Origin of the sequence: Enorma massiliensis phI, from assembly GCF_000311845.1 — a bacterium.
In the GTDB taxonomy this organism is placed as follows: domain Bacteria; phylum Actinomycetota; class Coriobacteriia; order Coriobacteriales; family Coriobacteriaceae; genus Enorma; species Enorma massiliensis.
In genome coordinates, this window is the sequence record NZ_HE978574.1 from 424,503 (window position 1) to 437,879 (window position 13,377).

A 13,377-nucleotide genomic window follows, 5' to 3' on the forward strand; every position below is an offset into this window, starting at 1 on the left:
GGGCCCGGACGAGGTCTGGCGGCGCTATGCAGAGACCTGGTGCCGCGCGTGCGAGTGCCCGCTCTTCGACACGATGGCGCACCCGGACCTCGCCATGCGCTTCGTGAACGACGGCTTCGCGCCCACGATCGACCTCGCGCCGCTCTGGGACGAGATGGTGGCCTGTGCGCATGACACCGGCAAGCGCGTGGAGCTTTCCACAGCGGGGTGGCGAAAGGGCGTGGGCGATTATTACCCGGCCAGGGGCTTGCTCGAGCGATTCTGCCACGCGGGTGTGCCCATCACCGTTGGCTCCGACGGCCATGTGCCGGGCGACCTGTGCTGGGGAATCGAGCGGGCGTACGACCATGCGGCGTCGGTTGGCTACCGCACCGTCGAGGTGCCGCGCGCGGACGGCTCGTGGGAGCAGATGGAAATCGTGGCGTAGCGCGGCGTGTTGCCGGGTGGGGCGGCGTGCGGTTCCCCCGAACGCCCGCATACTTGGGCAAGAATGTGCCGAAAGCGGCCTCGACGGATTCAACTTTAGATTGCGCCATCTGAACCGGAGGTGCGTCGTGTACGGTGGGGACGTAAGGAGAAGGGCGCTCGCTAAGGTTCCCGCTGATGCCGAGGCTCGGTGCCCGCGTCTCGGAGAAGGTGGCGGCGAGGCTCGCCGAGATGGTCTCCGAGCTGCCGGCGGCGCTGTCGCGGACGCTGGCGTGGGATCGAGGCGTCGAGATGGTGTGCTGGAGGGGCTTCGCCGGCGCGACCGCCTTCGAGGTTTACTTCTGCGACCCGCGCCCGCCGTGGCAGCGCGGGACCAACGAGAACACTAACGGCTCGTCAGGCAGTGCTTCCCCAAGGGGACGGACTTCTCGGCGGTCTCTGACGCCGAGCTCGAGGCCGCTCGGGGCGAGCTCAACGGCAGGCCGAGGAGGACGTTGGGATGGATGAACTCTTCTGAGGCGATGGCAGGGCTCCTGGGATCGGATATGGCTGGAGCAATCAGAGTGCGAATTTGTTTCTTCGTCGACCGCTATCGTCGCGCCATATGCCCTTGAGTGTGCCGTTAGAGGTGCTGAAGCCAATAGCGCTCATGTAGAGCGAATACGACGCGTATGCAACGTCCTTTCATGCTGGCTGTTAGAAGAATCAGTGTGCCGGAGCCTTCATTTTCGGACATAGGCAATGCGTGATGGCGTTTGACGAACAACATTTTGACCGAATGCAATGGTAGGTTGCCTGTAGACATCGAGCGCACTTACTCACTCGCTGCTTACGCCATGAGCCATTTGAACCCGTCCCCAATGACTGGCCCAAATGGCTCAGGTACAATGGTGGGCGAGCGGGAAGAAGGAGAAGCTGATGAGTTCACAATCGCGTATGAGCGCTGTTCAAGCGGCTCAGTAGGCGGTTGGCGTTGCCCTCGGTTCTTATGGGGCTCGTCGTTTTCTCGTTCACGCTCCTCTTCTTTGGCGCCGCGGTCTACACCGCAGCCCTTCCGTCCCTCGTGGCCAACGCCGAACAGAGCGACGGCGCGTATGCCCAGATTGCAAGCGGGGCTTTGCTTGAAGCATTGACGGAAACGCCCGGAGACGATTCTTCACAGGGCAATGCGGGCACCAGCAGTTCTCACCAAGGTGGTGTAACGTCTTCAGGGCGCGTTGTGAGTGGCGTGGGCGGGGTTACGGGCGGCGTTTCCACGCCGATAACTTCCACCGACGATTCAACTGAAGATTCCGATCATGAGGGCGATTCCGATAAGGATTCGAACGCCACGCCTCCCCAAGATGGCGGGGGAGAATCTGGCTCGGGAGCGGACGACAACGAGCCAAGCACTCCGCCAGATGAAGACGGGCCTGGCGATGATAAGCCCGATGACACCGAGAAAAACCAGCAGGATTATGAGTTTCTCCTCGCTGAGTTCCAAGCAATCGACGGCGAGGGCGGCTACATCGACCAGATCAATGCGTGCAGCACTTCATTCGATCAGGACAAGTTCGCGCCTACAGAAGTGCGCACTACACATCTGTATCGCTGCGAAGCAATCAATGCGGAGCTCTACAGTCACTACGTCGCCCTTGTGAACAGAGTGGGCGGCATGTCGTCGCATAACTCCGCTGCCGCGGGCAAGCTGATCGGGATGTATCGCTGCCTGAGCGGATATTTGGATACATTGAGCGAGGCGTGGATAGTGAACCTCTCGTTCGAAGACCCTTCCGACCACGTGGACGAGTTCATGCAGCCCATCTGGAATGACGAGGTAAATGGCGAGAACAAGCACCTGGCTGAGTTCAATGAGTACTACAGTGAGCTCGTGCTATGAATTCGAACGAAAACGTCCTTTCAAAGGCATCTGAAGAGCGGGCTAGCGAGGAGATCCAGGACGCAGCGTCACGCTCGCTAAGAGGCGCACGGGTGAAACACCTTCGCGTGGTGCATGTCGACCACTTCGAAGCAGCGGTTCTGCTTGCAGATTACGAGCAGTCGGCGTATCGGCGCCGGTTCTGCACCCTGTTCGTCGACGATGAGCGCACGCGCACAGGCGGCCTCGGACGCGTGATGCTCGCCCAGAACGCCATGGGGGAGGCGTTGGCGCTGAAGACTATGCTGCCCGTCGCAAACGATGCAGGCACAAGTGATGCGGCTACCGAAGAAATCAAGCCTGAAGACGCTGCAAAGCGGCGCGAGCAGCTTCGCGGCCGCGCGTTCCGCAGGGAATACGAGGAGCACCGGGCGCTTGGCGGCATCAAGGGAGTCCCTCGGCTGTATGGCTGTGGAAGTGTCGATGGGGCACCGGCGATCGTCATGGAATGGATCGACGGCATTACCCTTGCTCAAGCGGCGCGCCAGCTTGCTGTCGACGATGCGCACCGCATGTCCTCGCTTACCGTGGCGCGGCTGGGGCGCGACCTCTTCGACGTGCTCGCGCGCTTCGATGCTTTGGACGAAGGCTTCGTCCATCGCGACATCTCTCCTTCGAACGTGATGGTTAGAACCGCTCATCTTTCTGTGGAACAGCAGGAAGAGGAGGGTGCGTTCGACCTGTGCCTTGTGGACTTCGGTTCTGCGACGGCACTGCAGCAAGGCAAACGGGGGTCGTTCACAGATTCCGTGGGCGCCGTGCGCTTCGCCACGCCCAACTACGCGCCGCCCGAGATGCTCACGAACGATATCTCGGGTATCGCGTCGCTTCGCCAGTCTGCGTCGGTCGACATGTATGCAGCGGCAAGCGTGCTCTTCGAGTTGGCGACGGGCAGCGTTCCGTTCGACCTCGATGGGTCTGCGGAGCATGCCGAAGAACCCTCGCGCGACCGCACCGGCAACGATGAACACACATCCCAGGAAGGGGAGGGGCAGAGTGGCACGGCCTCCCCGTACCTCATCAAGAGCAATTCCTCGCCCCGCGCCTTCTTGGGTGCGCACGAGGTAGCGCCGGCGATCGTCGACGTTCTGGCACGCGAGCAGGACGTTGCCATCACCGCCGGAAAGGCGCTGCTCGATTATGGGATGGAGCCCGAAGAGCAGACGCTGCGCGATGCGCTCGTGATGGTTGACGGCCAGCTTGCAGATATGCTGAAAGCCTGTCTCTCGCCCAAGCAGAGCGATCGGCCGTCTGCGGAAGCGATGCGCGACGGCCTCGCTGCGTTTTGCGAGCATTACGGCCAAAACGTCGCACGGGCACTGCGTGGTACCCCGCTTATGCCTTGTTGGGGAACGACCTCGTGGCTCGACGCGATGTCCCAGTTCGCGCTTCGCCGTATCGTGCGGTCCGTGGGCAAGGCGGCCGCACTGGGCATCTTGGTGGTTGCCTCTCTGGCGACCGGCCTCTTGCTCGACGGCGCACCTGTTCAGGTCACCATGGGGGCGACTTTGCTACCTGTAACGCTTAACGGGATTGTCGTGGCGATAGCACTCTTGGTTCCCGCGCTGTGCGCCCGTATTGCGAGTCGCACATCGCGCACCACGCGCTCTGGCTTCCTGCGGGGAACATGTGCCTTGCTGGTGGCGACGACGATTCTTCTGATTGGCATAGGGCTGTTGGATTTTGAATCTGTTCGTCGTGCGCTTGGCTTGTACGCTGCTTTGTTTGCAGTGGTGGCAGCCGGATGGTGCCCCATTGTGCTCGACTACGCCATGGCGGTCGTGCCGGCGTTGCTTGCCGAGCGCCGCCGCATGCTTCAGGCGGTGGACGCGCATCCCGCCCTGCACGAACGCGAAGTCCATAAACTTACCGAGGGGGAATGATGGTGTTTCGACAGGCCGACCTCACGCCCTGCGGCGTGCTCTTCGATGTGTTCAAGCGCAAGGGCGGCATTAGCCACAAGGAGCTTGCCGGGCTCATTTTGTCCGATCGCCCGCTTTCCGATGGCAGAAGCGCGTCGAGCCGTGCTTCCGATCGTACATGGCTCTCGCATTTCATTGTTCACGCGCCGGTAGGTTCGCTCCAGCCCGGATATTTCCGCGATTGGGGGCTCGCTGCCCAGCGGATCATGAGCAGGCTTAGGCAGCACGGACCGCGCAGCATGACGTTCGAGAAGATCATCGACCTGGTGTGCGGCGAAGGCTGCGAACCCATGTGCGCGGCGCTTGCGGCGTGCTACCAGAACGTGCAGCTGTACCGTAATGCCCTGGCGCGCTTCTCCAAGGGTCAGGGGCATACCACGGGCGAACGCGCGGAGGCGCTGCTTGTGCTCTTCGTGGCGGTTGGTTGCTCTGCCCAGGTGCAGACGGCGATTGACTATGCGTGCGCGTATGTCGAGAAGAATTTGGGCGAACGTATGGGAACGCCGGAATCTGCGCCGGTGAACGGTGCGGAAGCGGGTGCGAGCTCGGCTGCCGGTGATGCACCGCACGCCATCGGGATTGTGCGCGTAAGCGAAGGCTACCTTACGGGCGACATCCACTGGATCGACCCCATGGGCGAGGGCGCCGTGATCGGTGCGATGGCTACCGGTGCGGCGGATATCTCGGACGTAGAGGAGGACGTGTCTGCCGAACATGCGCGCGTGAGCTGGGACGCGGAGCGTAGCTGCTGGTTGCTGCGAGACCTGGGTTCGACGAACGGCACGAGGCTGGTTAGCGGTGCCAGCGGCGAGGAAAAGCTGCTCGATCCAAGAGAGGCGGCGGAGCTCTACCCTGGCGACGAGATTACCCTCGGCACCTCAACGACCTTTGTGGTCATGGAGTGAGACATTGGGGTCGGGTTCAATTGGCTCAATGAGTCATTTGAACCCGAGACCCCCATTATGCAAAGCTATTGGTTAGATGAGGTCACTTCACTCTGATTAACGCCAATTGCATCGAATATCTCGAGAGCTCCTCTTCTTGTTAATTCGTTTTGTTCGAATTGGTTGTGGTAGTTTGCTAAGCAGCCATAACAACAAGAATCTAAATCGCAACCCGTGCAAGATGCGACTCGATTGTATGCCTGCCGTAGTAGTTCAGGTACTTGGGAGCTTAGCTGCTGAGCGCGTCCGGCTCCTCCTGGGACATCATCGTAGATGAGGATAGCGTGGTAGCCTCCCTCTATCGATAAATAGGTGGTAGCACCCAGTTCGGTTTCGGGTATTTGGAGCATGATTACGGCGGCAGAGAGGATAGCCCACATCGCGGATCGCCATGAGGCATCTGGGAAATCTTGCGGTGACGAAAACCTGAATGCAAGTTCTAATACGTCGCTCCGAAAAACAGCGCCCAGGGAGTTATAAGTTTCCGTATGTTTATTGAGACACCACTTTTCATGCTTAAATGACTTTTCTGTAGCTGGTGCCGCAGCGCCGCAATAAGAACAGTATTTGAATCCCCTGCCCATAGGTCCAGAGTTTTCTATACATAGTTCGATATTGCTGCCATACGTTAGTCCAATAGCTCCGCCAGGGAAGGTGAGCTCGTCTTTCTTGGGCTGTACATCCCCCCAGTTTTGCGCAAAATGAATTGCCGTGCGGCTGGTATTTCGGGATCTCTTCGTTCCGTTTTTGGATGAAACTTCTTTACCCATAAATCCAAAACGAGGGATAAGCATAATTTTATTAGCGCTGTACTCTCTTCCACAGACCGCACATGTAATGGTTCCGCTCTGATCGTCAGGTGCTTTGATAAAGGTCTGGCAGCTCGGGCAGACCCCATAACGGTATTTCTCGACGCCCCTTCCCCTGATTTTACGGATTCCGGTCGATTTCCAAGTCTTTTTATTTGCAATAACGGTGGAACCAGGTGCGTATTCGCGAACCGCTTGCCTTAGTCCTCGTGAAAGATCAAGGCGTTTGTTTTCTGGAAGAGCATCTTGATCGGGTAGATTGAGGTTGACCACATCGGTGGGGAATCCATATTTTGGAAGGACGCCGGATTCCGCGAGAACCGATATGGTCATTCGCTTGGATATTTCAGCCTGACTTATCGCAACTCTACTTGCCTTCTCGTACTCTCCCTCCTGGCGGTATTCGTTTGCGCGTTTGTCAAGCTGCGCCCATGCTTCGTAAAGCATCGCATGCGCAATACGAAGGCGCCCGTCTTCTCCTATAAGATCGTCTGCCCACCCCCAATGCGCAATGTCAAAATCATCGCTATTAGCAAGGTCTGAAGGCAAAACGGCTTCGAGTTGATGGAGTAGATCGGACGGATGTGATTGCAGGTACGATCGAAGGTCATCAAGCCCATGAGGATTCTTCTCTGCGCAGGAGAGGAAGTCTTTAAATATGACTGAGGCACATTCTCGCTCGGGGGAACTACGGAAGTAGCTCGAAAGCGCGATAGCAAATACATGACGTTTTGCAATGTTCGAGTTGGTCAAATAACAGGCAGGTGGTCTTGTTGCGCCATGAATAATTTCTTCGGGATGGTTATAAAACTCGGTATCATGCGGGCGTAAACGCGCAAAGGTGACGGCGTAGCCAGGCATTCCGGCGCGTCGGCCTGTACGACCGGCACGTTGTGCATAATTGGCCGGGGAAGGTGGAACGTTGCGCATGAAAACTGCTCTCAAGTCGCCTACGTCCACACCAAGCTCAAATGTAGTGGTGCAGCTAAGAATGTTGACTTGACCTTTTAAGAATCGATTTTGAACATCTCGCGCCATGTCGCTGGACAGCTGGGCAGTATGCTCTTCGATGTTGAGCGGAAGGGGATCATCCCTAAAAAACATATCCTTATAGAAGCGATCGACATCGTAACGCTTCCCGACAGTTGCTTTAATCATGTGTCCGTTGCAATTACGAGTTCGGCAAACACCTCCTGTATCGAATTGGCTGGTGATGCCGCATTTATCGCAATACCATATTGCTGAGTCGGATGAATTGGGCGTGAGCGTCCAGAGGTTTGCAACGAGGTTGAATCCGCTTCCCTTGTCGAGATTCTCGTCTGTATAGGCAATAATATCTTTAGTCAGGTCATATAGGCTATTGAGTAGCTTGGAGCAGTTCTCTGAATCCAAATCCACATCATAGTGTTCTTTGACGTAGCGTCGGGCAAACAGGGATCGGGAATTGCGAACGCCTTTACTGCCAACATAGCGATATTGCAGGCCGCTATCGAAATTATCGTCCTCGCCGGCAATGATTGTTTTGGGCTTTGCTCCTAGGAGGTTACTGAGTTTTTGCGCGCCTTCAGGCCATTGCAAGACTTTTGCAGAACGGAGATATTCTAGATTTGTGAGAAGCAATATGCGGTAATCGTTCTCGGTTAGCCATGGAAGTCCGCTCTCATGCAATGAGTTAACATCCTTACGGATAGCGTCCGCCCCCTCGGGGGATTCTATGACATCCAAGAAGCCTTTGGGAAATATGCGAATGACCCCTAGGTCTTCAAGGCTATTACGAGAATCATCTGCCATGAGCTCATCGAGTATCCAGGCATTAGCTCGATGGCTCCACTCAATTTCGGTTCCTTTCCAATCGGAGTCTTTTCTGTTCAGCTCATCCTTTCGATCGACTATCCACCTTGCAACATCAGTTGGTTGGCATGCTCCGTCATTCTGTTCGCAAAGCTCACGAACAGCACGTGCTATGAGTTGGCGAATGGTGAATTTGCCATATGTTCGAGCCAGCTCGGGTGCAAAGTAGGCCGCATCTTGCCTACGGTCGGAAAAGCAAATGACACTCCCTGCCGTTGAAAACTCATTTGCTTTCTTAACGCCGAATCGACGCTTGGGCGTATTCTCCTTCGTATCAAATGGCGGCACTTCACGAACTAAGTCATAGCAAACTACGCTTCCAGCGGCTTCGGGAGAAACTCTCATCGGCTGAATAGCATATGCGTTTTGATAATGGCAATGGCTGCAGGTCGCCTTTTCCTCATTTGCGTTCTTTCCGTTTTCGGTGCAGTCGAGTGGAATGCGTTTGCATGGGTCATGCTGAAAACGATGCTGCTCGCCATCCCGGCAATCGCTCAGAGCGCCACAGATGGGGCATATCCAAATGAAACGATGACCCTTTTCGGGATTCTCGTTTTCTGAAGCTAATCGATAGTATTGGCGGGGCTGATAGTCTTCATCGTAATGCACTCCCTTAACATGTGGAGTGAGCCATACTACGCCTCTCTGATCGGACTGCTCCTCCTGTCCCAGAATATAAGCTTCTCCGCAGTGGCGACAAACAGAGACTTCGTAGACTGGCGTCCACTCGTCCGTTACTTCGCCCGTTGCGCCCGGTATGGGCTCCGAGAACTTCTTTTCAGCAATAAGCTGCCTGCTTGCAAGATTGATATAGAGGCCTTCTGGTGCTCGCAAGAACGAGTGATAACGGCTCGAGAGGATGGGAACCCCATTTGTCCGTTCTGCAGCTGCAAGCACTTCTACCATTGCAGATAGTATTTGCGTTCCATTGGAGTCTGCAGGCAAGCCGTTTATTGCGAGCTCGGTGATAGTATTCTCGTTTGTTAGGTCAAGGAGTGGCGAGCCACCGTCGCTTGGCTCAAGGTAATTAACTATACATGCCGTGCTTGTTTCGCCTAGTAATATCTTTCCCAATGCGAGGAGCGGTCGATTGGTGCCTTCGAGATTTTGGAGCAACGCATCGGGAACGAAGCCATCGAGAATGGCCAAGAGCTGTTCTGAGGAAATGACATCGTGGTCGGAAAGGGCATCTCGCAACTTCGGCCAGATATCGAGTGGAAGGGTTCCCCATGGTGTTTTGGCAAGGTCGTTTGCAGAGTATTTTCTTTCGCTGGTGATGACAGCAAGTGAATCTGTGCTCTTATCGAATGGTTCCCCAAATAAGTCTTCTGCAAATTGCGCTACCTTGGGCATGTCTTCCTTTGAGCCAATCGTAGCGCTCGTAGCGTAGCATTGGAGCGGCTTTCGATTTGGCGCTTCCGAGTCGATACGTGCCTTAAGTCGACGGATAAGATAGGCAACTTCAGTTCCGAGCGAACCGGAGTAAACGTGTGCCTCATCGATTGCGAGGTGGCGCCATGTTTGTGCGAACAAACCAGAGAACAATCCCGAGTCTTTTGGTCTAATGAGCAGATACTCAAGCATTGAATAATTGGTGAGCAATATATTAGGTGGTGTCCGTCGGATCTCTTCGCGTGATATGAGTTCCTCGGGGAGACGTTCTGTATCGGGATTCCCTTCCTTCCATGCCGCTTCCCCCGCACCCCGCGATTCAGGAGTTTCGCCGGTGTATCTGCCAAAGGTGATTCCGGTACCAGCCAGCAGCTCCCTTAATCTCTTGAGCTGATCATTGGCAAGAGCGTTCATGGGATAAAGAATGAGCGCACGCACACCTGGTTGATGGCCGGTTTTTTCAAACTCGGAAAGAATGTCATTGAGAATTGGCAGGAGGAAGCATTCCGTTTTACCGCTTCCCGTACCGGTTACCACTGCGTAGTTCTTGTGGTTGTGAGCCATGCGAATAGCTCGTTCTTGATGGGTATAAAGAGGGCGATCAAGGTCAAAGACCGAAGGATCGCCGCCGCCAAGTAGAGCGAAGCTTCTGCACAAGACGCCTTCTTCCATAAGTTGGCGAGGAGTTTTGCCTGCTTTGTATGGAGCAGCGGATTCTAGGAAGGGGCCTTTTGCAAGATATCCTGGCTTGGCGAGAAGCGCTTCCAGCTGGTTTTGAAGATCCTTATTATCAAAGTGAATTGTTGCTGCAATATATTCTCGGTAAGAGCTCTCGAGCTTACGAGCTGTCTTGATGGGGTCAAATGTCTGAGCCATGCTTTACCGCGCCTTTCTCCCGTTGTGCCATTACTGCCAGGTTGATGCAGTGCGAGTGTTTAGTGTCAATGTTTCCAAGGCGTCCCTTTGGGCTTAATCTCAGAAAGTATGCTTTACGCTCTAGATTTCTCCATATGGTTCGTGGGATTGGTATGTTCTGCTGAAGCGTGTCCATGGTGTATTTTTTGCCAAGCACTTCGCCGCTTTGCGAGAGGAATGCATAACTCATGGGATGGGTCGGTGCATGTTCGAAATGAACATAGGGTTCCCCTTCGCCTTTCATGATGAATGCGGAGCCCGTCCCAAAACCTTCTTCAAGGTCGATGAGGGATAACTCCGCTGCAGATGATCCTTCTTCATCATGACCGAACATGATTCTAGCTTGTAGGCTGTGCGTCTCTAGCTTGCCGAGATGATTCGGTGAGGGGATTAATTGTTCGGCAAGTTCGTAAAGTCGAATTGTACGGCTGGAAGATAGCTTCTCTGTAGTGTAATAAACTGGCGAATTGCCTAGCATGAGAAGAATACCCCGGCTGCGGTGCGTTTTAGCGGTCTGTATGCATATCTGGGCATTTCTATTTGCAGGCGAGAGGACGTCTCCCAGGTTCATCGTGTGGCATGAGGGCAAGAGGTCGATGTTGTTCAAAGCAAGGTGTATGCCTGCCAGCTGTAGGGAGACTTCCAGAGGCGCGTGAGAATCATCGCAAATGACGAGGTGGGTATTTGAGTCCGCAAGAGGTGCATAGAACGTATAGGGAAGATGAGCACGGATGGCTTCAGAGATGCCATCTCTTGTTATGGTGACATTCGAATTAGGAATTAGTTCATACCGTGCTCGAATCTTACCAAATTGCCAATCAAGGGATACGATATGCGGCGACCTAACAGGAATGACAGAAAAGAAATAGTCTAAAAGTACTTTGTTTTCCGGTTGATAGACTATCTGGATGTTGCCATGATGCACATAATGAGGGACGCTCGATTTCTCTAAAGAGAGCAAAATGCTCGACATGCCTTCGCCATCATCGTCAAATTGAGAATATGGCTGTCTACGGATCGCAACTGCATTTCCATCACATTGGCAATGTACCGAGACACTGCTTAAATCCATGTCAGAGCTTGGTGATCCAACAACAATGCTTGGGAGCATTTTGTTGAATGTCTCTTCACCCGCTTCAACGGGAAAGACGTCTGCTCCGCTTGCGTTATATCCGATACGGTGGGTGCGAGCGATTTCGATGGAGAACGAGTCGTGCCATGAACAGATAGGATTTCCTTCAGGTGATAGGATTTGACCGTTAAATCCAGGGCTAGCCTGAAAGTACTCAACGTGAAGACGACCGCCACTTGCCAGGTCGATACGTTCTTCATTCTGCTTTCTCATGCCTCCTTGGGGAGAAATCGAATATCCGTAGGGAAGGACATAGGCAATCTGCTCTGATCGACGAATTCGTCGTCCCGGTTTGCGAAGGCGCCAGACCTCGTCGCTGGCAAGTAAGAACTCGAATGTTTTGGGATGAGAATGGATAAATGACGTGGAATGCGTTGCCAAGATTTCACGCGAAACACAGTCTCCATCCTCACCGTTTTGGCGAACGAGTTGGATTTCAATTTCAATGGTTGATTGTGGTTCTATCGGAATACATACGCTGTTCAGCAGTCCGCGATTAATGCCGCTAAGGATCTCTTCGTCGCGTAGCTGTTGGTTGTTGAGATAATAAAGAACGTGGCAGCCTATAAGATTTGCAGGGAATTGCTTATCATACCAATATAGCTCAAATGGCTTATCTGGACACGAGGTGTTAAGGCGCAGTTCTGGTTCGGGAAGATATAGCAATTCGCGCCTCTGGCGCTGTACGCCATCCTTGGTGTGTTCCTTTGGCTTTCCGCTTTCGTTGAGGATGTTGGATAAACCCTCGATTGCAGTTTCTGGCAGGGTATTCCCCGAAAGAAGAGTGAACTGCTTTCCATTAGATGCTTCGGTGGGGCTGTCTTCACTTTGCTTGAGCTGGCGGGCGACAGATAAAGCTGATTCGAGAAAAGGGCAAAGCATCGAAGGAGGCGTGTGTTTGAGCAGTTTTTGGATGCGCTTGCCCTTGACCTGATACTTACCGCTTTCCTCGCGAGCAAGATTAAGCAGATCGATGCCCCTTGGTTTAAGCCCGTCTATAGAGTTCTCCAATTCTTCTGCTTTTGGGAGCAGGAGATCGCGCCAGAAACCCTCCCATATGGGTGCATTGAGTCCAGCATGCAAAAGGACGGTGTTGATATAGCGCTGGGATTCCTCTTCCTTTTTGTAGACCGGAAATCCGCGATCCTCGATAGACTGGATGAGAAAATGTCGAATTGAAGTTTGTACGTTGATGTTATTGCAGCACAACCTTTTGAAGAATGGGCTCCAAAGGTTTTCTCCGGTATAAGACTTTTGAGCAATTTGGATACAGACGACCAAAAAGGCGTTGGGCAGACAGTCTCGCATTATGGAAAAAGCTTCCGAGGACTTTTCCTTATAGCGGGACCAAATGGTTTCTAAATCCGTGACTGCTTGTGCAAGTTCTATGCCTAGGATAGGAAATGATTCCATTACTAGGGCTTCTTGTTGATGATCGTCGAGCAGGTCGAGCGCTTTTTTTGCCTTAACTTCGAATCTGCCCAGTTGCGTCCCGCATTCATCGTGTGGGAGCCGGTGAAATGATGTGGCGGAACTAGAAGGCCGACGGTTCTCAAATGAGCTAGTCCGTGTTGCGAAAGATCCGACCACAGGGTCAGCGTATGGCCTCCTATTAATGGGGACTTTTTGAGTTACTTCCCCATATGAAAGCTGAGGCTGAGGTGGACGCTCCCGAAAAACCGCTTGAGCGGTCGCTTGCTCTCGTGGTTGCTTGCTCGTTTCCGTCTTTCTTACGGTTAACTTTTTGGCGAGATGAATGAATCTCGCGGAATCCTCTTCGAACGCGTCGTAGAGGGCAAAGATTTCATTAGTTCCCTGTGCCGGTAAAACGGAATTGATCCTTGTGGGCTCAAGTTGGACGACGTCAAGAAGCGTTTCGCATCCGCAGCGCTTTAGGGCTCGAAGAGTCGGTTTTGGAAAGGGGAGTGAATCAATGCTCAGGCTCTGAGCAAGCTCTCGAGCAGAGCTGATAGGTTTTTGGCTGTTGGAGGCATCTTGGTAATTTGCCTCATATTGATTCGAAGAAACCCCCATTGCTGATATCCCCACGTCTAAACGAGCCTGCTGT

The 13,377-nt window shown here is 54.0% G+C and carries 6 protein-coding genes; 4 read left to right on the forward strand and 2 right to left on the reverse strand.

Going from position 1 to position 13,377, the window contains the following annotated elements:
- The 4 genes from HGEM_RS01710 to HGEM_RS01730 form a co-directional block, all read left to right on the forward strand.
- Positions 1 to 427 (forward strand): hypothetical protein (locus HGEM_RS01710; RefSeq protein WP_019127669.1); only part of this gene is annotated, 427 nt, incomplete at its 5' end.
- 972 nt (positions 428 to 1,399) lie between these two features.
- Entirely contained in the window at positions 1,400 to 2,305 is a 906-nt protein-coding gene (locus HGEM_RS01720) for a hypothetical protein (RefSeq protein ID WP_154646791.1), read from the forward strand.
- Positions 2,306 to 2,397: 92 nt separating this feature from the next.
- Entirely contained in the window at positions 2,398 to 4,227 is a 1,830-nt protein-coding gene (locus tag HGEM_RS01725; RefSeq protein ID WP_035100546.1) for a serine/threonine-protein kinase, read from the forward strand.
- Positions 4,224 to 5,171: an FHA domain-containing protein gene (locus HGEM_RS01730; protein WP_081580771.1), complete on the forward strand. Its 948-nt coding sequence runs from the start codon at positions 4,224 to 4,226 to the stop codon at positions 5,169 to 5,171. Before HGEM_RS01725 ends, HGEM_RS01730 begins: the two co-directional genes overlap by 4 nt.
- A 65-nt stretch (positions 5,172 to 5,236) precedes the next feature.
- On the opposite strand, the gene HGEM_RS09880 is transcribed toward HGEM_RS01730, so the two are convergent.
- Together HGEM_RS09880 and HGEM_RS10175 are read right to left on the reverse strand one after the other, a co-directional pair.
- Positions 5,237 to 10,138 carry a DEAD/DEAH box helicase gene (locus tag HGEM_RS09880; RefSeq protein WP_081580772.1) on the reverse strand — a complete coding sequence of 1,634 codons (4,902 nt, stop codon included), beginning with the start codon at positions 10,136 to 10,138 and terminating at the stop codon, positions 5,237 to 5,239.
- On the reverse strand, positions 10,122 to 13,343 hold the full coding sequence (locus HGEM_RS10175) for a hypothetical protein (RefSeq protein WP_154646792.1): 3,222 nt from the start codon (positions 13,341 to 13,343) through the stop codon (positions 10,122 to 10,124). The genes HGEM_RS09880 and HGEM_RS10175 overlap by 17 nt, the downstream gene beginning before the upstream one ends.
- Positions 13,344 to 13,377 lie beyond the last annotated feature (34 nt).

Coding starts and splice junctions, on each gene's coding strand:
- HGEM_RS01730 (WP_081580771.1), top strand. CDS start 4,224: ATGATGGTGTTTCGACAGGCCGACCTCACGCCCTGCGGCGTGCTCTTC.
- HGEM_RS09880 (WP_081580772.1), bottom strand. CDS start 10,138: ATGGCTCAGACATTTGACCCCATCAAGACAGCTCGTAAGCTCGAGAGC.
- HGEM_RS10175 (WP_154646792.1), bottom strand. CDS start 13,343: ATGGGGGTTTCTTCGAATCAATATGAGGCAAATTACCAAGATGCCTCC.